Source organism: Paenibacillus sp. P22, assembly GCF_000469945.2.
In the GTDB taxonomy this organism is placed as follows: Bacteria; Bacillota; Bacilli; order Paenibacillales; family Paenibacillaceae; genus Paenibacillus_O; species Paenibacillus_O humicus.
Window position 1 is genome coordinate 1 of sequence record NZ_CBRA020000139.1, and the last position, 23576, is coordinate 23576.

The window sequence follows — 23576 nt, forward strand, 5'->3', positions numbered from 1 at the left end:
GCGCCGTTTGGCGGCCGCATAGGCTGCCGCCGCCAGAGGCAGCGCCGCCGGCAGCAGGAGCAGCCTGAGCAGCGGATGCCTGCGGGGGGCTGGAGCGCTTTTGACTTCAGACGCGGCTTCCATGCCGCCATCCGCCCCCCCTCCGTCCCCCGTTTCCCGGATATCGGCGACATCGTCCTGCTTTCCGGGCCGATGCCGTTGACCGTTCTCGTTTCCGGCCTTGCTTTCCTTCATATGCCCGTCTTCCTCCCGCACCGAATCTCTCTGTTCCCAGTATAGTCGGAAAGCTATCTGCTTAATCCTCGAACAACCGTTCATCGGCGACAGGCCGGAGACGGGCGGCGGAAGCTTGATGCCGGGCCCAACACTCCCGCTGATGCGATTTGCCGAAAGCCGGCAGACATACTATGCTAAAGGAAGCTGCAGCGCTGCGAACAGCCTGCTTTCGAAGCCATTCCATTCTCGAGGAGGGACAACCATGTGCGGACGTTATACGCTGACCGTCACGCTCGAAGAGCTCATGCTCCGATTTTTGATCGGGGAAACGACGATCCCGCAGCTGGAGCCCCGCTACAACGTCGCCCCAGGCCAGATGGTCATGGCCGTCGTCAGCGACGGCAAGCGCAACCGGCTGGGCGAGCTGAAGTGGGGACTGGTCCCGCCTTGGGCCGACGATCCGAAAATCGGCAGCCGCATGCTCAACGCCAGAGCCGAAACGGCCGCCGCCAAACCGGCGTTCCGGGATGCGCTTCGCCGCAAGCGCTGCCTCATTCCTGCCGACGGCTTCTACGAGTGGCAGCGCACGGAATCGGGCAAGCAGCCGATGCGAATTACGCTCCGCAGCCGGGAGCCCTTTGCCATGGCCGGCCTCTATGAGACGTGGGTGTCGCCGGCCGGTGAACGATTGTCCACCTGTACGGTGCTTACGACGTCTCCGAACGGGCTGATGGCCTCCATTCACGACCGGATGCCGGTCATCCTTCGGCGGGAGGACGAGCCTCTGTGGCTTGACCGCGGCGTCCAGGATGCGGCCCGCCTGTCGCCGCTGCTCGTCCCCTATCCGGAGGAAGAGATGGCCGCCTATCCGGTCGGCGCGGGCGTCGGCAGCGTCAAGAACGACACGCGCGACTGCATCGAGCCGCTGGTGGATTGAACTCGAAAAGCCTTTCGGACATCCGAAAGGCTTTTCGCTTTTCGAGAGCTTCCATGACAGCTCTCAAGGATACTCCCCGGCTGCCGGCTCCGTCAGCCGCCCTTCACCTTCCGTTGCTGCCCGCCGCAGCGTCATGCCGGCTTGGCTGCCGCGAGCACGAATCGATGGCAGGTGACATCCAGCCAGCCCCGCCTTTCGATTTCATCATGGATTTCTTTCAGCGCATCGCGGTGCGTGGATGGAGAGAAGCCAACGACCTGCCATTCGATTATAGTCAAATAGCAGACGACAGCCCCGATATCGTAAAATCGGGTGTGCGTGAGAACCTCGTCCTGCCAGAGCAGCTGCAAGCCCGCCGCTTCCAGCTCGCCTCGTGTCCGGTCCAGCGTCCAGTCCGCGTGGGCCGGCGGCGCCTGCCCGAGGCGCTCGTTGAACTCGCGGTCGTTGCTGCCGCCTACCTGTTGGGTGATGAATATGCCTCCGGGCTTCAACAAGCGATGGAGCTCGGCAGCGCAGTACGACTCATGCCGGTTGATGATCAAGTCGAACGATTCATCTCCATAGGGGAGGTCCTCGTCGCTCTCGATGCAGGCCACTTGCACGCCTTCCTCTTCCAGCCGCCGGCGCGCGACCTCCACATTGGGCAGATGGCCTTCCGTCGCCCGGGTATCGGGAGGCAGCGGCTTCAGCCGCTGCAGGAACTCCCCTCCGCCCGTGCCCATGTCGAGCATGGAGGAAGCGGCTCTTTTATAAGGCTCCAGCAGATTGCGGTAACTCCATGGAAGAGGATATTCGATCATGCGGCCGGTTGCGGTCAAATATCCGAAGTCCCAGCCTGAGAAGGCTTCGCCGGAATCTTGCAGGCTTTCGTCGAAGTCCATCCTCAGCCTGCCGCCGAATCGGGCTTCCTCCCTGCTGCCGGTCATGCCTCCACCCATCGCTTGAAAATCATCACAATTCCCGTCGAAGCGCCCTCGTAACGGCTCGTATCGAAGGATGAGGCCAGCTCCCACCCTTCGGCTCCAAGCAGGTTCAGCCGTCCGTCGAGATCTTCGATGTTGATTTTCGTGCCTGTCCAGCCTCCGAATTGATGCTTGAGCGTTTTATATTCCCAGCGTCCCATTTTCATCATCCTTTCGATCGTCAATGATGTGTCAGCAGCTTCCTCATACGAACGGCCGCGATCGGCGTTCCATCCGGTCCCTCCATCCTGCGGATGTCCCAAGGCATCCAGCCTGCGCCGGCAAAGAACAACAGAGCCTTGCCATTCGGACCGTGGCAGGTCAGATGAAGCTCCCGCACCCGCTCCGCGGCTGCCGCTTCCATCGCTTCCAGGAGAGCTGCGGCGGCTCCCTTGCCGCGGTAATCCGGACTGACGATGACATTGCCGAGCCAGAGCTTGCCTTCCGACTCGTACAGATTCGCATATGCGGCAGGCGTCCCGTCCGCGGCTTCGGTCAGCAGCGTCGGATGGATGTCTTCAGCCGCAGCCGCCTCCAGCTCGTCGGCACGCAATGGATATCCGCCCTTAGGGAACATATAAAACGCCTCGCTGCGGCTCGCCGGCCATGCGGAAACAACGGAGAAGTCCCCGCTGTCCGCCTTCCTCGGGACATAACGGCGGAGCGTGCAGTCGAAGCGTTCCACACCAGGATATTTCTCTCCCAGGCTGCGGATATCGAAGCCGAGCTTCCGGTAAAATTCAACCGCATCGGCGTCGGTCTCGGCCCGCAAAACGCCATTCCTCGCCGCCTGCAGACAGCGGGATACCAGCCGCCTGCCCGCCCCGCCTCCCCTCAGCTCCGGACTCACCGCAAGATGCAGCAGCACGGCGTCGCGATGGGAAGGCGCCCGATAACCGGCAATGCCGATCAGCCTGCCGCCCTCGCCGAGGCCGGCCAAGTGAAGCTCCCGATCCTCGCGGTACTGCTGCAGGACACGATGCGGCCTCTCCGCGTCGCCTCCTGCGTACATGCACTGGGCCAGGAGCCGGGCGGGCTCATCGACATCCGGCAGTCCCAGTGGATCCATCCATTCATGCAGAGATCCGCTCACGGCATCTTCTCCTCTCCAAACAAGCGCTCATAGGACCATAGTCGATGTCCGCTACTCGTTCTCCGTCTCTTCTATTCGGCTTAGAGCGGCTTCTTCCTTCGGGACAAGACGGATAAAGCCGATTTTGGTATGCTGTAGAAAGATGCTTCAACTGAGAAAGGCGGCCTCGACAACGATGCTGAATTCGATCGAACTGCGCAGCGCCGTGCCTGCGGATGCCTCGTCCCTGGCGGAATTGCTGCTGGAGCTGACCGGGACGGATACCGATCCGGCGGCTCTGGCGGAGCGGCTGGACCGCATGGCCGGCAACGACAGCATCCGGGTAGCCGTTGCCTCCGACGGAGAGCGGCTCGTCGGCACGGCGATGGGCATCCTCTGCCCCGATCTCGTCGGCGGCCTCCGCCCCTATTTGCTGATCGAGAACGTCGTTGTATCGGCCCATTGCCGGGGAGGCGGCGTCGGAAGAAAGCTGATGGCGGATCTGGAAAGCTTCGCCAACGCGCATCAATGCACGTACATGATTCTCGTATCCGGCGCCCACCGCAGCGAAGCGCATGCCTTCTATGAATCGGTCGGATTCCGCCGCGAAGCCGGCTTCAAGAAGAAGCTGCGTCCGCTTGCCTGATGCAGGCTTGCGGCAGAAGCGGCCTTGACCGCCTTCCCTGCAGGCAGACAAGGCAAAAGAAAAGGCAGAAGCCCGCCTCTTCCGGCGGGCTTCTGTTCGTTGTTGAGCGTTCCGCATTCAGAGTCCGGCTCCGCTCTCAAGCCGAATGGCCTGCCGCTGCCTGTGCTTGCGGCAGTTGCGCTCCAATATCTTTCTTTTCTTTTCCGCACATGAAAAGAAAGTTACGCCTTCACCGCATTCAGCCAGGCCTCGGCGATCAGCGCGTTGCCCGCCGGGGAAGGATGGACGCCGTCCGGGGCCCAGTATTCCGGTCCTGTCGCGGCCGCCGCTTGGGCGAACAGGCCGTCGAGCGGTACATAAAGGGCCTTGTATTCTCCTGCAAGCTCGCGCACGGCCTGGATCTTAGGATCCAGATCCTCGCGCCACGCCTTCTGTCCCTCATTTACCGGCAGCACGAACGGCTCCACCAGAATGAGCTTCGGAGCGTTCTTCTCCAGCGCTCGTTCCAGGATGGAACGATACGTGTCCCGGTATTCTTCCGCGCTCAGCGGCACGCCGCTGTCGAAGCGTCTCCAAGTATCGTTGATGCCGATATAGACCGACAGCCAGGACGGGCGCAGCTCCAGGCAGTCCTCCTCCCACCGGCCGGCGAGGTCGACGACGCGATCTCCCCCGACGCCTCTGTTGAGGAACTTCACGTCCTTGGTCGGGTGCTTTCTTCCGAACTGCGCTGCTGCCATCAGAGCATAACCGGAACCGAGGCTGTCTCCCTGGCTGCGGTCACGTCCGGCGTCGGTAATGCTGTCGCCCTGAAACAAAACGACGGCTCCATCTTCAATATATGTCATGTATGTACACCTCCACCGCCCATTATACACCTTGACGCGCAATATGGAGACGCATTCATAGGTTGACCATCAAGATGAAAATCAAATCAAAAGGCGGCCCCCGGAACCGAAGCCGCCCTTCTATCCATCCTTGTGCCAATGCAGCGTCCAGCCCTAGAGGAGCGCCGGCTCAGCCCTGCGCGAGCCCGAGCAGATGGACCAGGCCGAAACCGATCGCCGTCAGCAGCACCGAGCCGGCAAGCCCCGCCGCGAAGGCCTTTGGTCCAAGCCGCCTGAACATCTTGACGTCTACGCCCAGTCCGAGCCCCGCCATCGCCATGGCGATCAGCAGGTAAGCCGCCGTGACAAGAGCGGAAGCGGCTTCCTCCGGAACCAATCCTGTCGTATGGATGGCGCTGACGGCCAGAAATCCGAAAATAAACCATGGTATCGCAACGGGCGTTTTTGTCGCCGTTCCGTCTATGCCGCTCTTGCGGCTTTTCCTGACCGACCACATGCCGAGCAGCAGCGCGACCGGAACCAGCATCGCCACGCGGGCAAGCTTGACGACGACAGCCATGTCGACCGCCTCGCGTCCGCCCGGAGCTGCAGCGGCCAGCACATGGGCGACCTCGTGCAGCGTCGAGCCGGAGAAGATTCCGTATCCTGAAGCGCTCATTCCAAGCACCGGATAGAGCAGCGTGTAGAGCAGCGTAAAGATGGTGCCGAGAATTGCGACGACGGCTGCAGCCGCAGCCGTCTCCTCCTCCTTGGCCTTGAGCTGCGGCGATATGGCCGCGACTGCCGCCGCGCCGCAGATAGCGGTTCCGCAGGCGGTGAGCAGTCCCAGATTCCGGCTCGTGCCCAGACGTGAAGCGATCCAGGCTACGAATGGAATCGTCACCGCGATATGGATGATGTCGATCGCGAGCACCCGGGGGCCGGCCGACACGATGTCGCCGAGATTCAGCCTCATGCCGAGCAGGACGATGCCCGCCCGCAGCAGCGTCTTCGAGGCGAACGAGATGCCCGCCCCTGCCGCCGCCGGCACTCCTCCCGCAAAATGCCGGTAGGCCATGCCAAGCACGATAGCCAGCACCAGCGGACCGAATACCTGGAATCCCGGCAGCTCGACGATCATTTTCGCCGCAGCCGCCAGCGTAGCCGTCAGGAAAAGCCCGAAGGCGAACCCCTTGTTTCCGGGCAGCTGCTTGAATGCCGCCTGTATCTGTACCTGAACCTGTGTCAAACCGTTCACCTTCCGTCCTGTTGTTGACTTCACTATAGGACAGTCGGGGAGAGATGTGAAATTCAGATCCTCTATGCCAGTCATCAGGAATGCTTATGCGAGCTCTTCAAGCACAAAAAAAACGCTGAATGCCGGGTGTTCCGCCCGAAATTCAACGCTTTTCCCTTGCCGCTGCCGGCCAAAATTCGCTCGTGTCTATATTCCCAACGCCCAAGCGGCATCCATGCAATGACGGAGCGGATTGCCGGAAGGTACGGGCGCTTCGTCCCGATCAGCGAAACATTCCCCATAGCTTGATGAGGTGGAACGTATTGTTCGGATCGATCTTGAGGCTCAGCACGAACTGCACCAGCTGCTCCTCCTGAGTATCCGTCAGCTTTTCCTGCAGGATGCTGGCACCGTTGCGGACCAGCTTTTTCACTTTGGCGCGGTCGGCCAGATCGTACTTCGTAATTCCGTTCACAAGCAGCTTGATGCGATCCTTCACTGCCGGATTTTTCAGCTTCAGCTTGACTCGTTCCACGAATTCGGGCCGTATCCCGTACTTTACGTAGCTCATGCAGCCAGGCACCTCCATCGATTTGGTCGGGCAACATCCCAAAACCACCGATGTTATCCTATGCCGGGCCCATCCGAGAGTTTCCTGACATAGCCGAAATATGCGCACGGGAGGCAAAAACGCCCCGCAGCCGGCAAGCAGCTGCGGGGCAGGACCCGGATGGGACAAGAATGGCATGGCACCGATGTCGATGTTCCGCCCTAGAGCTGCATCATGAAACATCGGATCCTTGGCAGCTGCTGCTTCAAGGACGAAAACGCCAAGACTCAATCGAGCTGGGCTCCCTGGAAAATCGGATCCTTGGCAAGCATCGCACGCATGTCGGCATAGGCCGGCGCAGTCCAGAAATCAGGCTCGGCGGCGATGTCGGCCGCATCGTCCCGCGCGGCCTCCAGCACGGCGAAGTCAGCGGCCATATCGGCCAGCTTGAAGTCCGGCAGGCCGCTCTGCTTCGTGCCGAAGAAATCGCCGGGACCTCTCAGCTCCAGATCCCGCCGCGCCACCTCGAAGCCGTCGTCGGTCTCCTGCATGACGGCCATCCGCTCGCGGCCGGTCTCGGTCTTCGGATCCGCGACGAGCACGCAGAAAGAGGCATGGGCTCCGCGCCCTACCCGGCCGCGCAGCTGATGCAGCTGCGAGAGGCCGAAGCGCTCCGCATCCATGATGATCATCAGCGTCGCGTTGGGAACGTCGACACCGACCTCCACGACCGTCGTCGCGACGAGCACCTGCAGCTCGTTCTCGCCGAACGCCCGCATGACCTCATCCTTCTCGGCCGTAGTCATCCTGCCATGCAGCAGGCCGACCTTCAAATCCGGGAAAGCCTGCTGCAGCTGCACGAACTGATCGATCGCATTCTGCACGTCCAGCTTCTCCGATTCCTCGATGAGCGGACAGATGACATAAGCCTGCCGTCCCTCCGCCGTCTCCCTGCGGATGAAGCCGAACACCCGGTCCATCATGGCATGCTTGACCCAATAGGTCTTGATCGGAATGCGGCCCTTCGGGCGTTCCTTGATCGTGGACACGTCCATGTCGCCGAACGCCGTTATGGCGAGCGTGCGCGGAATCGGCGTCGCCGTCATCGTCAGCACATCCGGACTCGGCCCCTTGCGCCTGAGCACGCTGCGCTGATTGACTCCGAACCGATGCTGCTCATCCGTGACGACGAGCCCAAGCGAGCGGAAGACGACGTCGTCCTGAATCAGCGCATGCGTCCCGATCAGCACGTCGATGAGCCCCATCTGCAGCCCGGCGAGCAGATCGCGGCGCTTGCGCTCCCCTACGCTGCCGGTAAGCAGCCCGGTCTGGACGCCTGCCGATTCGTAAAGCCTCGTCAGAGACCTCATATGCTGCTCCGCCAATATTTCCGTCGGCACCATGAGCGCTCCCTGATGCCCGGCCTTGACGGCCGCAAGCAAAGCGATGGCGGCGACGACCGTCTTGCCCGCGCCGACGTCGCCCTGCAGCAGCCGGTTCATCGCATGGGGCTGGCGCATGTCGGCAAGAATCTCATTGACGACCTTCTTCTGGGCATCCGTCAGCTCGAACGGCAGCGATGCCGCGAACTGACGGATGACCTCCGGATCGACCCGGTGGACGATGCCGTCCGCGCGGCGGCGGTTCAGCATCCGGTATGCCTGCAGCTTGAGCTGGAAGAAGAACAGCTCCTCGTAGACGAGCCTTCTGCGCGCTCCCTGCCCATCCTTCGGATGCTCGGGATGATGGATATGCAGCACCGCTTCGGCTCTCGGCATGAGCTTGTACTTCGCCACGAGCCTCTCCGGGAGGTTCTCCTCCAGAAGGCTGCCGTATTGAGCCAGCGCTTGTCCGATCGTCTTGCGCATCCATGCCTGCGTTATCCCGCCTCCGACCGAATAGACCGGCTGCAGAGTGCCTGTTTTGGCGACTCCCTTGTCGGGAAATTCCGAATCGGTCACCGTCAGCTGCATCCGGCGGGCATCCCATTTGCCCGTGAGCGTAATTTCACGGCTCAGCGTCAGCTGGTCCTTGAGGAACATCCGGTTGAACCAGACGGCCGTCACCAGCTGCCCGTCCACCTCGGCCTTGCAGGTGATGCGGGCTTTTCCCTTGCCGAAGCGGGCGACCATCGGCAGCCCCCGGATGACGCCCTGAACGGTGATCTTCTCGCCGTCCTTCGCCTCTCCCAGGGAACGGAGACGATAATCCTCGTAGCGGAAAGGAAAATAGTTCAACAGATCGGCTGCCGTATAGATGCCAAAGGCGTGAAGCTCCTGCTCCTTCGGAGCGCTCACGCCTTTGATCTGCCTCAGCGGAATTTCTTCCAGCCGGGCAAGAGAATTATGGGTCATGCTCTCTGCATGAACACCGCTGCGGTACCTGGGCCTACATGGGCGCCGATGACAGGACCGAGCGTTGTGGTGGTCGTATGGCGGATCTGGAACGAAGCGTTGATCGCTTCATACAGATCGAGTGCGGAGCCTCTTTGGTATCCCCAGGCGAAGTGGACCGCCACAGGATCGTCGCCGAATTGTTCCTTCAGCAGGTCAACGACGCGCTGAACGGCTTTTTTGGTGCCTCGAACCTTGTCCACAGGCGTGATGGAGCCTTCGTCATCGATGGACAGGATCGGCTTGATATTGAGAATGGATCCGAAAAATGCCGAGGCTTTGCCGATCCGTCCGCCTTTTTGAAGGTATTCCAGCGTATCCACGAGGAAATAAAGCCCTGTCTCCTTGCGCATCCGGTACACTTCGTCCAGAATCTCCTCCTTGGACGCGCCGGCCTCGGCCATCTCGGCAGCCTTCACGACCAGCATGCCGTTGCCGTAGGAAGCCGACTTGGAGTCGACGGCCGTAATGTCGGCCTCTCTCTCGATCAGCGATTGAGCAAGCAGAGCGGATTGGAAGGTGCCGCTGAACTGGGAGGACAGATGGATGGAGATGATCGGCGCATCCGGAGATTCATCCAGAATCCTCTCGTATACGGCCATGAATTCGGACGGGGAAGGCTGCGATGTCGTCGGCAGCCCGCTGAATTTCTCCAGCTTCTCGTAGAATTCATCGGCCTGGAGCGTTACGGAATCCAGGTAGGATTCCGTTCCAAAGAGCACCTGCAGCGGCACCATCTCGATGTTCAGCCGCTCCCGGACTTCGCGAGGAATATCCGCTGTACTGTCGGTTACTATCCGAACCTTCGTCGTCATTTACGTCAACCTCCACGGACTGCTGCTGTTGAGCTGGAGGACGATTCCGTTGCAACCTTCCTCCAGCCGGTATCCCCGTTATTCCAGGGCAAACAAATAAGGGTAAAGCGGTTGTCCGCCTTCATGCACTTCAAGCTCGACATCCGGATGGGCATCGGCGATCCAGGCCGCCAGCTCCTCCGTGCCTTCTTCCGTGGAGCCTTCTCCCGTCAGGATGGTCAGCAGGTCGCCGCCATCCGCCAGCAGGCGTCCGACAAGCCCCTTGCAGGACTCCAGGAGCGACGGCTCCGAGACGACGATCGCCTTCTCGAAGATGCCGATGTAATCGCCCTCGCGGACTTCCACGCCGTCGATCTCGGTGTTGCGGACAGCTTGCGTGACGCTCCCCGACCGTACGGCCTTGGCCGCGCCGGCCATCAGGGCGTTGTTGCGCTCCGGCGTTTCGTTCTCCTTGAAAGCGAGCACCGCCGCGAGGCCTTGCGGCACCGTACGGGTCGGAATGACGCTGACGCTGCGGCCGGACAGCTCGGCTGCCTGCTCCGCGGCGAGAATGATGTTGCTGTTGTTCGGGAGCAGGTAAATATGCTCGGCCGGCAGCGCTTCGATCGCGTTGACGAAATCCTCGGTGCTCGGATTCATCGTCTGTCCCCCGGACAGCACGACATCGACGTTGTTGTCGAGAAAGATGCCGGAGATGCCGTCTCCGATCGCGACGGCGATAATGCCGTAAGGAGCCCATTCATGAACGGATTCCGGAGGCGTCTGCAGAGCGGAAGCCGATCCCGCCAGCACTTCCGCCACGGCAAGCGCCTCGTCCGAAGCCATGTCCAGACCGCGCACCGCTTCGTTGAAAGCATCCTCGCCGAGCAGCTCCCGGTGCTGCTCCCTCATGTTGAGGATATGGAAATCCGTCAGCTCGCCGTATGGAAGGGACAGATTCAGCACATCTCCTGGGCGGCGGGAGTGGACGTGGACCTTGATAAGGTCGTCTTCGGCGATGACCAGAATGGAGTCGCCGTCCTTCGCCAGCTGCTGCCGATAGCCTTCTTCATCGAAGGCCGGAGCTCCCGGCAGCGCAAGCTTGGGCTTGATGAAGAATTCCATGTCGTAGAAAAATTCGATCTCGCTTGTCGAAAGCCGTGCCTGGGCTTTGGCTCCAGGGCGGCTTGCCGGCTGCTGACTTGCAGAATAGACCGGCAGGGGATCGGAGGAGCGGCCATGCTCGCGGAAGGCCTCGACCGGGGCGGCTTCCGAAAGAACAGGCAGCCGGTTCTCGACAAAGTAGGCCAAAAAGCCCTCGTAGATGAGCACCAGCCCTTGGCCGCCGGAATCGACGACGCCGACCTGCTTCAGCACCGGAAGCATCTCCTGCGTGCGCCGCAGCGTCTCTTCGGCCTGAGACAGCACCTCCCTCATCAGGGATTCCATGTCGTCCGTGCGGCGGGCTGCCGTCTGGGCATGGCGGGCCGTCTCCCTGGCGACGGTCAGGATCGTGCCTTCGACCGGCTTCACGACAGCCTTGTAGGCCATGTCCACTCCTTGCTGCAGGGCGGCGGCGAATTGCACCGGCCCTGCCTCGTCCAGGCCGGCCAGCGCTTTTGCGGTTCCGCGGAAAAGCTGGGACAGAATGACCCCGGAATTGCCTCGGGCGCCCATCAGCAGGCCTTTGGACAAAGCCTCGGCCGTACGGCCCACCGAGTCCGATTTCTTATTCTGCAGCTCCCGCACTCCGGAAGCCATCGTCAAGTTCATATTCGTACCCGTATCGCCGTCGGGAACGGGGAATACATTCAAAGCGTTGACGCGTTCCGCGCCCCGCTGCAAATTCTCCGCACCGAGCAAAACCATACCGGCGAAGTCCGAACCGTTAATAAAGCGCTTTCCCAAGCAAAATTTCCCCTTCCACTAACTGATGACCCGCACGCCCTGGACAAAAATATGGACATGGTCTACCCTCAGGCCGATCACTTCGTTCAGCACGTATTTGACTTTGGTCTGGATATTATGGGCGACCTCGGAAATCCGGGTGCCGTAGCTTACAATGATATGCAAGTCGATATGAAATTCTTCGTTTTCGCGCCGCACTTCCAACCCGCGGGAAAGGTTGTCCCTCTTGAGCAGCTCGGCGATGCCGTCCTTGAGCTGCTTGCGCGAGGCCATGCCGACAAGCCCGTAGCATTCGAGCGCCGCAGATCCCGCAATGACGGCGATGACATCGTCAGTTACAAAAATTTTACCTAATTCGGTCGATAGCTGCATGGGCATGGCAGGTTACACACTCCTTCGTATCGGGCAGAACTTGGCAAGCTGCACGCCCTACTATTCCCTGGGAACAAGGACTGACATCCATTGTACTATATTTCAGCCCGTTTATGAAGCCTGAAACGCTCTTCCCTTCGTTTTTCTCGCAAATGCGCCTGCTCTTGCCCCTTGCGGCGCCGCGTCCCGCCTGCCAAACGATGGTTGATCAAGAGCCTATTGTATGTTAAGATATCCAAGTATGTTTTCATGCGGACTTTGTTGTTCGCATAGGGCGACCTGCAAGCTGTAAAGGAGGTGTATCGCATGTCTCGCAAATGTTTCGTAACCGGCAAAGCTCCGGGCACCGGAAACCACGTTTCCCACGCGAATAACCGCAACCGCCGTACTTGGGGCGTCAACGTCCAAAAAGTGCGCATTCTCGTCGACGGCAAGCCTAAACGCGTATGGGTCAGCACCCGCGCGCTGAAATCCGGCAAGGTAACCCGCGTGTAGTGAACACGCCTTTGCGTCCAAGAAGGGACATGCCTGTACCTTCTTTTCCGACGACAAAAAGCACCTGGGCTTTAAGCCCAGGTGCTTTTTTGCGGGCTTTTCAGTTCGGAAGGGCCGGCAGCTGCTCACGGAAGTCAGCTTTTTTGGAAGGTGTTCAAGATGGCCTTGACGAATCCGCCCAGAAACTTAGGCAGCTTGATCGTGTAGAATTTCATGCTTCATCCCTCCTCGGAATCGCTGGTCGTGTATTCACTGCCGGGCCGCGCTTCCGCCCGAATGAGGCTGCCGGGCCGCCTCCAGCCGCGGAACATTCGCCCCTTATCTGTTCATGCACAACAAAAAAAAGGCTACAAGAACCTGAAGTTCATGTAACCATCCTATGCGGGAAGACATTGTCCTATTCCGCCTCGGCATCAGCTTGGGCGGCAGCCTGCCTTTACGGAGCGGTGCCGTGCTTGACGAAGACGTACATCGTGTACGCAATGACGGACAGGATAAAGAAGAGAATGGATACGAAGACGAAGCCGACTCGCCTCCATACCGTCTCGTGGGCCCGGAAAAAACGCAGCCCCAGCCATAAAGCCACAAGGGAAAAAACGAACCGGATGACGCCGGGCACCATGACGAACAAAGTCATCAGCAGGCCGCAGGCGATGCCGTAGAGCATCGCGGCGGCAAATCCTCTCCATCTGCTCTCCGTCTCCATGGCGCCTACCGCAGCGACGCTATCGCCGCCGCCAGATCCTCCGCCCCGTATACGTAGCTGCCGGCAACGAACACATCCGCGCCCGCTTCGCGCACGAGCGGCGCTGTCGCGGCATTGATGCCTCCGTCCACCTGCACATGGACGCCGCTGCGGCCGCGGTCGTGGAGCATGCCGCGGAGCTTACGCAGCTTGTCGAGCGAGTAAGGGATGAAGGACTGGCCGCCGAAGCCCGGATTCACCGTCATGATGAGCACGAGGTCGACATCGTCAAGAACCGGCTCCAGCAGCTGCACCGGAGTGCCGGGATTGATCGCCACGCCCGCGGGCAGCCCCAGATCCTTGATCTGGTGGATGACCCGGTGCAGATGGGTGCAGGCCTCCAGGTGCACCGTAATGCGGTCCGCTCCGGCTCCGGCATAGTCTTCGATGTACTGCTGCGGCTGCTCGATCATGAGATGAACGTCGAACGGGAGCTTAGTCACATGGCGGACCGCCCCCATGATCGGGGGACCGAAGGTCAGATTGGGGACGAAGTGGCCGTCCATGATGTCCACATGGATCCAATCCGCTCCCGCCTTCTCGACGGCGGCGATTTCTTCCCCCAGCTTGGCAAAATCAGCGGATAAGATGGATGGCGCAATGATGGTCATGTTCAGTACCTCCGCTTCTTCTCTTTCATTTCTCCCAGAAACTGCACATAGCTGTCGTACCGGCTCTGTGCGACCGTTCCTTCCGCGAGCGCTGCCGTAACGGCGCAGCCCGGCTCATGGGTATGCGTGCAGCCGCGGAATTTGCAATCCGGAGACAGCTCCCGCATTTCCTTGAAGCCGTAGGACAGATCCTCGATGCCGAGCTCCTGGAAGTCGAGCTGGCTGAATCCGGGCGTATCGGCGACATAACCGTCTCCAGGCTCCGAGCCTGCCTCGACCAGCTCCACATGGCGCGTCGTATGCTTGCCGCGGCCCAGCTTGGAGCTGATCTCGTTCGTCTCCAGCTTCAGCTCCGGAACGAGCGCGTTGAGCAGGGATGATTTGCCGACGCCCGACTGCCCCGCGAACAAGGCCAGACGGCCCTTGAGCACGGCACGGATTTCTTCCAGCCCGCTGCCCTGCCTGGAGCTCGTGCCGATGACCCGGTAGCCGATCGCCCGGTATACCCGCTCCACCGTATCAATCGCTTCTCTTGCTTCCTTGGCGTCCGGGCCATCCTCGGACAAGTCCTGCTTGCTCAGGCATAACACCGCTTCGAGGCCCGAATGCTCGATATGGACCAGGAATTTGTCCAGCAGGGTCAGGCTGAGCGACGGCTCGGATACGGAAAACACGAGCACCGCCAGATCGGCATTGGCTACAGGCGGCCGGACGAGCTCCGTGCTGCGCGGAAGAATCTCCTCCACGGTGCCTTCCCCCGTCACGCTCGCGCTGTAGACGACTCGGTCGCCGACAAGCGGGGACTCTCCCCGCTTCTTGAAGATTCCGCGCGCTCTGCATTGCAGCGGCTTGCCGCTGGCGCCGTCCGGAATGACGTAATAGAAACCGCTAAGCGCCTTGACGATCAGGCCTTCGCCCGTTGTGCCGGAGTAGTCAGTCATTTCCGTCATGGTTGCCGTCCTTGTCTTTTTCCTTGTCTTTTTCCTTGTCTCTGTCCTTGCCTTTGCCCGGCTTGCCGTCCAGGTCCAACGAAGTGTTCTCTCCATCCGGAGGAGCGACTGCTCCAAGATCCGGCGTCGGGGTTGCTTCAGGCGTCGGCGTCGGGGTCGGCTCCGTTCCCGGCACGGCCATCGGTCCCGAGTCCCTGCCCGCCTTCTCGTCCTCGTAGGAACGCGAGAACGTATCGGCCAGCTGGCCGTCGCGGTAGATCTTCACGAGCGCTTCCGTATTGGGAGCCAGCACGACTTTGACGTCGAAGCTTTTGGTTTCCTTGATGCTCGTTTTTCTCGCTTCGATGTCGTTGCCCGTCGCATCGCTGTAGACGATCCGGATTTCGCTAGACTTGCCCGCCCGCGAAGGAGAGATGAGCAGGTTGAACGTATACTCCAAAGCATCCTTAGGGAAACCTCCGCTGACCGTCAGCGTAAGCTGGGTGCCTTTGGATACTTGAGAGCCCGGACTGTAAGGATCCTGCGAAAGGACGGTTCCTTCCTTCTCGTAGCTGTCCTGCTTCAGAATATTTTCGTCGCGGACTTCAAGCCCGGCATTCTGCAGCATTTTCTTGGCGTCGTCGATCGACTTGCCGAGCAGATCCGGCATCGGCACCGTTTCCTGGCCCTTGCTGACGGTGAGCGTCACCGTCGCCGTTGCGGGGTCGAGCTCCGTATCGGGCGGCGGATTCTGGCTGATGACCGTTCCCGGTTCAGCCGATGCGTCGAACACTTCGGTCTGCTTGATCTGTCCGGATTCCAGACCTAGATCCTGGAGGGCCGCGACGACGTCCTGGACCTTCTGGCCGACATAGCTGTCCAGCTTCTTCAGCTCCGGCCCGTCGCTGACCGACAGCTGGACGCGGGAGCCTTTCTTCACCCGCATATTGGACTTGGACTGGGCAAAGACCTGGTCCTTCGGAATATCCGCCTTGTAGGCGCGGATGGAAGGCTCGGCGATCATAAGCCCCGCGTCCTCCAGCATCGTGCGGGCCTGCTGCTCGGTCTGTCCGACTACATAAGGCACCTCGACCTCCGCTACGTCAAGGGATCCCGATACGACGCGGAATACGCCGTATACGGCTCCGATGACGGCGAGCGTGATCAGGATGATGACGAGAGGCTTGACCCAGCCTCTGCGGCGGGCAGGCTCCTCCTCTTCTTCCTCCTCCTCGGCGGGAGCCATGCGCGCGGTATCCTTCGCCGCCGCACCCTGCCCGCTAGCCGGATATTGGAAGGAAGGCTTGCCTTCGTTCCCGAGCATGCCGGGACGTATCGCCGGCATGACCCTGGTTTCGTCCATGTCGCCGGCCGCAAACGTAATCTTGGGCTCCCCGATCCTGTCCGGCCTCAAGGACGTCTCCAGATCCTCCAGCATCTCGCCTGCCGTCCGGTATCGTTCGGATGGATTTTTGCGTGTCGCTTTGATGATGATGTTCTCCACGCTTTGCGGAATGAGCGGATTCACCGACTTTGGATCCTCAAGCGGTTCCTGCAGATGCTTGAGCGCTACGCTGATCGGGCTTTCGCCGAGGAACGGAAGCCTGCCCGTCACCATTTGATAGAGCACGATGCCGAGCGAGTAGATATCCGATTTTTCTCCCGTGCTGACGCCCTTGGCATGCTCCGGCGAGAAATAATGCACGGACCCGAGCACCGAGCCCGTCTGGGTGATCGTCGAGGACGTCACCGCGCGGGCGATGCCGAAATCCGTCACCTTGACGCGCCCGTTGCGGCCGATCAGAATATTGTGCGGCTTGATATCCCGATGGATGATATGGTTCTGATGCGCGTGGTCCAGAGCGTCCGCGATCTGGGAAGCGATCCGTACAGCCTCGTCCGCCTGAAGCGGCGCCCGCTCCTGAATGATTTCATTAAGATTATGGCCTTCGACATATTCCATGACGATGTAATGGACGTCCTCTTCCTGCCCCACGTCATAGATGCTGACGACGTTGGGATGGGACAGGGCGGCGGCGGATTGCGCCTCGCGGCGGAAGCGCCGGATGAATTCCTCGTCATGGACATATTGGGGACGGAGCACTTTCACCGCGACGTTGCGGCTGAGCAGCACGTCGTGGGCTTTGTATACAAGCGCCATGCCTCCCCCGCCTATGCGGGACAGGATTTCATAGCGTCCACCTAATTCTCTGCCGATCATGCGCTTACGCTCACTCCTCTCCGTCCGTGCCGGAGCCGGATTGCAGCAGCACTACCGTAATATTGTCGTCCCCGCCCGCTGCCAGCGCCTGCTGGATCAGAGACTCGGCCTTTTCCTCCAGGGAGGATCCTTCGGCGGATACGGTCGAGCGGATGTCCTCGTCGCTAACCATTCCGCTCAGGCCGTCGCTGCACAGCAGCAGAATATCTCCTGCCGCCCAAGGCAGCGCCTGAAGCTCCAGCTCCGTCTCGGAATCCGTGCCCAGCGCGCGGGTCAGCACGTTGCGGCGGGGATGATGAGCCGCCTCCTCGTAGCTGATCTGCCCGGAGCGGACAAGCTCGTTGACGAGCGTATGATCCTCGGTCAGCAGCGTGATGCCGCCTTCCGAGATGCGATAAGCCCTGCTGTCGCCGATATGGCCGACGATCAGCCGCTGCTCCTCGACAAACAGGGCCGCGACGACTGTCGTGCCCATGTTGTGGTACTGCTCGTTGCGCGAAGCCATATCGAATACGACCTCGTTGGCTTTGCGGATCGCCCGGCGCAGAAGCTCGCGGGCTTCCTCCTCGGTCATGCCGGCGGCCGCGGATTCCACTTCTTCGCGGAAGGCGTCGACGGCAAGCTGGCTAGCCACGTCTCCGGCCTGATGGCCGCCCATGCCGTCGGCCACGATGGCGACGGTCAAGCCTCCGTCCGTCAAGCCCGCCCAGGAGCGGTCTTCGTTGGCCATCCGGATCCGGCCGATGTCACTGCGGTTCACTGTTATCAATCCCGTCACCTCACTGCGTAAGTTCCATATGCTTGGCGCGAAGCTGGCCGCAGGCTGCCGCGATGTCGTGGCCCTGCTCGCGGCGGATCGTCGCGTTGATGCCGTTCTTCTCCAGAATTCTCTGGAATTCGAAAATATCCTCCCGCGGCGTGCGCACATACTTGCGCTCCGGCACATGGTTGACCGGAATCAGGTTGACGTGGCAGAGCATGCCCTTGAGCACCTCGGCAAGCTCCTGCGCATGCTCCGGCCGGTCGTTGGTGCCGCCGATCAGGGCATACTCGAAAGTAATCCTGCGGCCCGTCTTGGCGATATAGTTCCGGCAGGCGTCGATGACCTCCTGGAATGGATAGCGGCGGTTGACCGGCATCAGCTTGGAGCGCAGCTCATCGTTCGGCGCATGGATCGAGATCGCCAGATTGATCTGCGTGTTCTCGTCCGTGAACTTGTACATGCTCGGCACGATGCCGCTCGTGGATACCGTAATGTGGCGCTGCCCGATGTTGAGCCCCTTCTCGTGAATCATCGTGCGCAGGAAGCCCATCGTCGCCTCATAGTTCTCGAACGGCTCGCCGGAGCCCATGATGACGATGCTGGAGACGCGCTCTCCGGTCGGGTCAAGCATCTGCTGGGCCTTGACGACCTGCGCGATGATCTCGCCGGCGGTCAGATTGCGCTTGAGTCCGCCCAGTGTGGAGGCGCAGAACGTGCAGCCGATGCGGCAGCCGACCTGGGTCGTCACGCAGACGCTGTTGCCGTAGTTGTGGCGCATGATGACGGTCTCGATGGCATGATTGTCATGGAGCCCGAACAGGAATTTGACCGTTCCGTCCTTCGATTCGAAGCGGGTGATCTCGGTGAGCGTGACGAACTGGAACGATTCCGCCAGCTTGTCCCGGAGCTCCTTGGGCAGGTTGGTCATCTCCTCGAACGAGGTGACGCGCTTCACGTACAGCCAGTCGAACAGCTGGCCCGCGCGGAAGGCGGGCTGGCCCTGTTCCTTCATCCATCCCTGGAGCTGATCAAGAGAATAATCATATATAAAAGGTGTTTCCACAATGTAAGGCTGATCAAATGCTTTCATTTCGTTGCTTCACTCATTTCATTATCATTCAATCCGTCATCCGGCTGCCGGAATCCGTTGCCGCAGGACGCTCGTCGCTCTAGTTTACCACAAACGTCCCTCGCAAGACCACAGCCTGCCGGCACGCGCTCGTCAAGGCTGGATGACAACGACTAGCGGACTTCCCGCCGATTCGGTCCCGACGATCGGCTCCTCCATGCGGGTGATGCCGCTCAAGCCGGTAAAGTCAAGATCCGTCCGGGATAAGGATACGTCTGCCAGGACACGGCTTCCTTTGGCGAATACGAGCCTGTGCATCCCTTCATGGCACATCGTGCACGTATCGGGAAGCATCCGCAGGAGCATGTAGCCCGGATAAGTACTGGAGTTCGTCCATTCAGCCCCGACGACCTCCTCCATCTGTTCCCAGGTCGTATAAGGGGGAACGACGGCCATCCGATCCCAGTCGAAATCCGTGAGTTCCGACAGCCTGACCTGCCCTCCTTGTCCGAGCGTCTCCAGCAGCCGCGCCCGGAACAATTCTCCGGCACCGCCGGGTACCCGATGTCCATAGTAGCCGTTTATGTCCGCCAGCAGCGCCAGGAGCAATGCGGCCGCCGCAATCGGCACCGCCTGCCGCAGCCGTTTTTTCCGCATCTTCACCCTTCAGTCGCCCCCATCGTCATCTCTTTCTCGCACAGGGATAGACGAGCATGAGGCGGCAATGGTTCCCTATTGGTCCTCTGGCGAGGACGGAAGCCACGCTTGCTCCTCCCGTTCGGGAAATTGCGATGCGTGCGGAATCACAGATTCCGCCCCAGCTAAATAGAAAGCCGGCGCATAGAGCGCCGGCTCGGAGGCTTCCGGCTTCGAAAAGCCGGCCTTAAATTAGTCGAACATGCTTTCCTTGGCGTATCCCTTGCCCTCCAGCAGGTCGTACTGGATCATCTTGTAGTCGTCGAGCAGCGCCTGCTGCTCCGCCGTCGGCTCCCCGACCTTGCCTTCCGGTCCCAGCAGAACCTTCTTGTTCAAACCCGGCATGGCCGTCTTGACCTCATGAAGAAGCTTGTAGTAGGCTGGCAGCTTCTGGCCTGCGAAGGAGAAGATTTCGGGTCCGATGAAAGAAGGGCTCAATGTGCCGAGCGGCTTGCTGCCCACCTCGTAGTTGGAAAGCACGAGCAGCGGCGTTTCGTGGCGCAGCCTTTCGTCCGTCCAGCCTGCGTCGTCATACACTTTGGCGGGAAGGCCGGGCAGATGATCTCCCCACAGGATGACGACCGTAGGCCGGCCAAGCTGCTGGATGGCCGAGGACAAGTACGAAAGGGCTCCGTCCGTATGCTTGATTCCTTCGGCGTACGTCTCCACCTGATCCGTATATTCAGAAGCGACGCCAGCCGCGCGGACCGTGTTCATGCCGTGGATGGTCTTGTTCGTATACGGGAAGTGGTTCTGCATCGTGACGAGATGAAGGAATGCCGGCTTGCCGGTCTTCTCTTGCTCCTTCAGCTCTCTCACCGCTTCCTTCATCGCGGCCATGTCGGAGACATAGCTGCGGGAGGACAGGTACTCCCGGTTCGGCATTTCCTTGGAGCTGGTGAATTTCTCGAAGCCGAGCATCGGATAGACGGTGTTTCGGCTGTAGAAGGTTTTATCAAAAGGATGGAGCGCCAGCGCCGCATATCCGCGCTGCTTCAAAATGCTTACGATCGAGGGCAGGTCCGTCTGCTTGGTCAGATTTTGCTGGAACGGCACGGAGCCGTCATTCAGAAAATAGTTGGTGAGGCCGGTCAGCGCCTCGAATTCGACATTCGCCGTGCTGCCTCCGAATTCGGGCGAAAGCACGTAGCCGGACGGCTTCGTCTTGCTCGCTTCATGCAGGAACGGCAGCGGATCCTCGCTCAGCTTGTAGTCCGTCACCCGGGTCAGATCGAAGAAAGCCTCGTTCATCACGAACACGATGTTGGGCGCCTCGGCCGGCGAGGCGGCCGGCTCCGCATCGGGAATGGACGCGTATTTGGCGGCGATCGCCTCGACGGCTTCCTTGCTGTAGCCGTCGGGCTCGGCCATCATGCTCCCCGTCAGGTTGGAAGCGAATGCGATGACAAAGCCGTTGTACTGGTAGTTCTGCTTCTGGTCCCAAAAAATATCCTCGTAGCTGATCTTGTTCAGAAGCGTGCTGTCCTTGCTCTCCATGATATGGACGAAGAAGAAAATGCCCGTGATGGAGCACACGGCGAATACGACGCGCAGCACGAGCGGAAAACGCAGCTTCGGAAGCTTGAACACGAGGAAGCCGAAGCTGCCCACGACGACGAGCGTGAGCACGATGACAAGCGGCGAGAACATTCCCCGGGTCATGGACGCCATTTCGCCGGCGTTTTTCAGCTGCAGCAGATCCCAGGGGAACAGCGGCTCTCCCGTCGCTTTCATTTTCTGATAGACGGCTGTGCCCGTAAGGGCGGTAACCGCGGCCACAAGCGCCGTGCCTCCGTACACATTGCGGACGATGGATGCCGCAGCCAGGAGGAGGAAGAAGAAAATGAAGCTCCCCATGAAAAACAGCGGGTACTGGCCGGCAATCCACTGTCTCACCGCACCGTAATCCATCCCCATCGACGCCGTCTGCATGCCCGCGTTCAGCAGCATGGCGACGAGATAAAGCGCCAGCATGGTCAAAACGATTTTTCGCGTAGGCTTGATCCAACTTCGCAAGTCCATCTACTCCCTGTCCGGTAATCTCCCATGTTCCCTTTACTATATTTTAATATACTAGAAAAGAGATGCCAACCTCGGCACCATGGATTTCGGGAAAGGGAGGCCGGAAGGCTTAGCGGAGGTCCGAATTTCGGGACTTCCGGAGGTCCGGCTCTGTTGCAGCCGCCAGGCTTCAAAACGCCGCCATTCTAAAGAAGACGGCTGCTAGATGGAAAGCAATAGAGCTGTCTGTCTTGCGGGTGTGCTTTTTAGTCGTTCGGCAATCAAGGACTACCCGATCTTCCAAGCGAAAAACCCGTATCCCAGCGATGGGATACGGGTTTTTTGGTTCTTGGAGTGCTTGAAGTTCTTCAGGTTTTCTCGGTTATTCCGCTTTTTTTAGTCAGCCTGGCGATATAGAAGCCGTCGCTGCCGAAATGCTGGGGCAGCAGCTGCAGGGAGCCGTCAAAGCGACCTTCCTCCGCCCCGGCGACGCCGGCAGCCCGCAGCGGCTCCAGCACCTTCTCCGGCCAGCCGCCGGGATCCAGCGCATATTCGGGATGGCGTCCCAGGAAGGAGGCGACCTGTCCGCCGTTCTCCGAATGCTCGATCGTGCAGGTGCTGTACAGCAGCACTCCTGCCGGCTTGACCAGGCCGGCCGCCGCTTCGAGCAGGCGGGTCTGAAGCGCGGCGATATCCTTGATGTCGCCCTCGGACTTCGTCCATTTGATTTCCGGCTTGCGGCGGATGACGCCGAGACCGGAACAAGGCGCATCCAGCAGGACAAGATCGAACGACTCCGCCGGATACAGCCGGCCGAGCTCCGCGGCGTCCCCGGTAACGGGATGCACGGCCCGGAGGCCGAGCCGCTTGGCGTTGTCCTCGATCAGCGCCAGCTTATGGGCATGCAGGTCGTTCGAGACGACCTCGCCGCGATCGCCCATCAGCTCCGCCAGATGCGTCGACTTGCCGCCCGGCGCGGCGCAGCAGTCCAGGACGCGGCTGCCGGGCCGGGGATTCGCCGCAGCGGCGACAAGCATCGAGCTCTCGTCCTGTATGCTCCATAATCCTTTGGCATAGCCGTCGGTCATCGCCAGATTGCCGCCGCGATCCACGACAATTCCGGAATCCGGAAGAGCCGATGCCGGACGGGCGCTGAGTCCCGCTTCCTCCAGCAGGCGCAGCGCCTCGTCCCGGGTCGTCCGCAGCGGATTGAGACGCAGGCTGCCGTGCGGCGCCTCGTTGCCCGAAGCCATGACCGCTTCAGCAGCCTCCTCGCCGAGAGCGGATATCCAGCGCTCGGCCAGCCACTGCGGATACGAATGCCGCAGCGACAAGCGGCTCGACGCGTCGGCTACGGCAGCGAAGGTTTCGGCCTTCAGCCGTGGCAGCTGCCGCACGGCGCTGCGAAGCACGCCGTTCACCATTCCGGAGATGCCGGAGTGGCCCCGGCGGCGGCCGATGTTGACGGCCTCGTTCACAGCCGCATGAGCGGGTACCCGGTCCAGATAGACGAGCTGGTACAGGCTCATCCGCAGCAGGGACAGCACCCACGGCTCCAGCTTGTTGAGCCCCTTGGGAATGAAGCCCGCCAGCCAGTGGTCAAGCGTAAGCCTGCGCTGCAGCGTGCCGTATACAAGCTCGGTCGCAAGGCCGGAATCGGCGCGCGACAAACCGGAATCCAGCAGCGCGCGGTTGAGCTGCAAATTGCTGTAGGCTCCATCCCGCTCGACGCGGATGAGAGCGTCGAGCGCGAGCTCGCGCGCGCTGCGCGGCTGCCTGGAGGCTGCGCTGCCGCGGCTTTGCTGTCCTTGACCGGCAGCCTGGCGCTCTTTGCCTTTGCCGGCGGCAGGCTTGGCGCCGGGGCCGGCTTGTCCCGCCGCATTCCGTGCGGAATCAAGACCCTGATGCCTGCGCTGGCCACCCGGGGCCTGCTCCTTCCCCTTTGCCGGCTTCAGCGATGCCCGGCCGCCGCCATTGGCGCCGCTGCCATTTTTGGCGCTGCTGCCGACTTTGGCGCTGCCGACGCCTTTGGCGCCTCTGGCATTGCCTACACCTTTGGCATTGCCGCCGCCTGCGGCGCGAGGGCCGCGGGAACCGGAGCTGCCGGCTTGTCCGCCCGGCCCCGGCGTAAG

24 protein-coding genes are annotated in these 23576 nt (G+C 60.8%); 3 read left to right on the forward strand and 21 right to left on the reverse strand.

Features of this window, described 5'->3' with window-relative positions:
- Positions 1–234, reverse strand: a 234-nt coding sequence (locus BN871_RS18410; RefSeq protein WP_048748279.1) for a hypothetical protein, incomplete at its 3' end; no start/stop codon positions are given.
- 244 nt (positions 235–478) lie between these two features.
- Between BN871_RS18410 and BN871_RS18415 the strand changes: the two genes are divergently transcribed.
- The gene (locus tag BN871_RS18415; protein WP_048748280.1) at positions 479–1153 is read left to right on the forward strand and encodes an SOS response-associated peptidase; all 675 of its coding nucleotides are present in this window, start codon (positions 479–481) and stop codon (positions 1151–1153) included.
- A 131-nt stretch (positions 1154–1284) separates the two neighbouring features.
- Here BN871_RS18415 and BN871_RS18420 read toward each other — a convergent pair whose 3' ends face one another.
- The 3 genes from BN871_RS18420 to BN871_RS18430 are packed head-to-tail and all read right to left on the reverse strand — an operon-like array spanning position 1285 to position 3208.
- Complete coding sequence (locus BN871_RS18420) at positions 1285–2079, reverse strand: class I SAM-dependent methyltransferase (protein WP_048748281.1); 795 nt, start codon at positions 2077–2079, stop codon at positions 1285–1287.
- The gene (locus tag BN871_RS18425; protein WP_048748288.1) at positions 2076–2276 is read right to left on the reverse strand and encodes a DUF4177 domain-containing protein; all 201 of its coding nucleotides are present in this window, start codon (positions 2274–2276) and stop codon (positions 2076–2078) included. Before BN871_RS18425 ends, BN871_RS18420 begins: the two co-directional genes overlap by 4 nt.
- Before the next feature lie 20 nt (positions 2277–2296).
- Complete coding sequence (locus tag BN871_RS18430; RefSeq protein WP_048748282.1) at positions 2297–3208, reverse strand: GNAT family N-acetyltransferase; 912 nt, start codon at positions 3206–3208, stop codon at positions 2297–2299.
- Positions 3209–3383: 175 nt separating this feature from the next.
- Here BN871_RS18430 and BN871_RS18435 point away from each other — a divergent pair, with 175 nt between their 5' ends.
- Entirely contained in the window at positions 3384–3833 is a 450-nt protein-coding gene (locus BN871_RS18435; protein ID WP_048748283.1) for a GNAT family N-acetyltransferase, read from the forward strand.
- Between the two features lie 221 nt (positions 3834–4054).
- Here BN871_RS18435 and BN871_RS18440 read toward each other — a convergent pair whose 3' ends face one another.
- The 7 genes from BN871_RS18440 to BN871_RS18470 all read right to left on the reverse strand — a co-directional run bounded on the left by BN871_RS18440 (position 4055) and on the right by BN871_RS18470 (position 11920).
- Positions 4055–4681, reverse strand: a complete 627-nt coding sequence (locus BN871_RS18440) for an SGNH/GDSL hydrolase family protein (RefSeq protein ID WP_048748284.1) — start codon at positions 4679–4681, stop codon at positions 4055–4057.
- 169 nt (positions 4682–4850) lie between these two features.
- On the reverse strand, positions 4851–5888 hold the full coding sequence (locus BN871_RS18445) for a YeiH family protein (protein WP_048748289.1): 1038 nt from the start codon (positions 5886–5888) through the stop codon (positions 4851–4853).
- Between the two features lie 292 nt (positions 5889–6180).
- Complete coding sequence (locus BN871_RS18450; RefSeq protein WP_021879098.1) at positions 6181–6468, reverse strand: stage VI sporulation protein F; 288 nt, start codon at positions 6466–6468, stop codon at positions 6181–6183.
- A gap of 266 nt (positions 6469–6734) precedes the next feature.
- Positions 6735–8801, reverse strand: coding sequence for an ATP-dependent DNA helicase RecG (recG, locus tag BN871_RS18455; RefSeq protein WP_021879097.1), 2067 nt, complete (start codon positions 8799–8801; stop codon positions 6735–6737).
- Positions 8798–9655 carry a DegV family protein gene (locus BN871_RS18460; protein ID WP_048748285.1) on the reverse strand — a complete coding sequence of 286 codons (858 nt, stop codon included), beginning with the start codon at positions 9653–9655 and terminating at the stop codon, positions 8798–8800. The genes recG and BN871_RS18460 overlap by 4 nt, the downstream gene beginning before the upstream one ends.
- A gap of 78 nt (positions 9656–9733) precedes the next feature.
- Positions 9734–11542, reverse strand: a complete 1809-nt coding sequence (locus BN871_RS18465; protein ID WP_021879095.1) for a DAK2 domain-containing protein — start codon at positions 11540–11542, stop codon at positions 9734–9736.
- Positions 11543–11560: 18 nt separating this feature from the next.
- Positions 11561–11920, reverse strand: coding sequence for an Asp23/Gls24 family envelope stress response protein (locus tag BN871_RS18470; RefSeq protein WP_021879094.1), 360 nt, complete (start codon positions 11918–11920; stop codon positions 11561–11563).
- 300 nt (positions 11921–12220) lie between these two features.
- Here BN871_RS18470 and rpmB point away from each other — a divergent pair, with 300 nt between their 5' ends.
- Positions 12221–12409, forward strand: a complete 189-nt coding sequence (gene rpmB, locus BN871_RS18475) for a 50S ribosomal protein L28 (RefSeq protein ID WP_048748286.1) — start codon at positions 12221–12223, stop codon at positions 12407–12409.
- Positions 12410–12543: 134 nt separating this feature from the next.
- On the opposite strand, the gene spoVM is transcribed toward rpmB, so the two are convergent.
- The 10 genes from spoVM to rsmB all read right to left on the reverse strand — a co-directional run.
- Positions 12544–12624 (reverse strand): stage V sporulation protein SpoVM, encoded by an 81-nt coding sequence (gene spoVM / locus BN871_RS18480; protein ID WP_040711006.1) that lies wholly within the window; start codon positions 12622–12624, stop codon positions 12544–12546.
- A gap of 221 nt (positions 12625–12845) precedes the next feature.
- On the reverse strand, positions 12846–13115 hold the full coding sequence (locus tag BN871_RS18485) for a hypothetical protein (RefSeq protein ID WP_021879091.1): 270 nt from the start codon (positions 13113–13115) through the stop codon (positions 12846–12848).
- Positions 13116–13120: 5 nt separating this feature from the next.
- A complete protein-coding gene (rpe, locus tag BN871_RS18490; protein WP_048748287.1) occupies positions 13121–13765 on the reverse strand; it encodes a ribulose-phosphate 3-epimerase in 645 nt (214 codons plus the stop codon).
- A 2-nt stretch (positions 13766–13767) separates the two neighbouring features.
- The gene (gene rsgA, locus BN871_RS18495) at positions 13768–14715 is read right to left on the reverse strand and encodes a ribosome small subunit-dependent GTPase A (protein WP_083436534.1); all 948 of its coding nucleotides are present in this window, start codon (positions 14713–14715) and stop codon (positions 13768–13770) included.
- Positions 14699–16915 (reverse strand): Stk1 family PASTA domain-containing Ser/Thr kinase, encoded by a 2217-nt coding sequence (gene pknB / locus BN871_RS18500; RefSeq protein WP_021879089.1) that lies wholly within the window; start codon positions 16913–16915, stop codon positions 14699–14701. The genes rsgA and pknB overlap by 17 nt, the downstream gene beginning before the upstream one ends.
- 10 nt (positions 16916–16925) lie before the next feature.
- A complete protein-coding gene (locus BN871_RS18505; RefSeq protein ID WP_373864523.1) occupies positions 16926–17675 on the reverse strand; it encodes a Stp1/IreP family PP2C-type Ser/Thr phosphatase in 750 nt (249 codons plus the stop codon).
- Positions 17676–17694: 19 nt separating this feature from the next.
- Positions 17695–18768 (reverse strand): 23S rRNA (adenine(2503)-C(2))-methyltransferase RlmN, encoded by a 1074-nt coding sequence (gene rlmN, locus BN871_RS18510; RefSeq protein ID WP_021879088.1) that lies wholly within the window; start codon positions 18766–18768, stop codon positions 17695–17697.
- Positions 18769–18900: 132 nt separating this feature from the next.
- A complete protein-coding gene (locus BN871_RS18515; RefSeq protein WP_021879087.1) occupies positions 18901–19410 on the reverse strand; it encodes a hypothetical protein in 510 nt (169 codons plus the stop codon).
- A 225-nt stretch (positions 19411–19635) separates the two neighbouring features.
- The gene (locus BN871_RS18520; RefSeq protein ID WP_049867606.1) at positions 19636–21459 is read right to left on the reverse strand and encodes an LTA synthase family protein; all 1824 of its coding nucleotides are present in this window, start codon (positions 21457–21459) and stop codon (positions 19636–19638) included.
- Positions 21460–21812: 353 nt separating this feature from the next.
- A partial coding sequence (rsmB, locus tag BN871_RS18525; RefSeq protein ID WP_332310234.1) for a 16S rRNA (cytosine(967)-C(5))-methyltransferase RsmB occupies positions 21813–23576 on the reverse strand: 1764 nt, incomplete at its 5' end.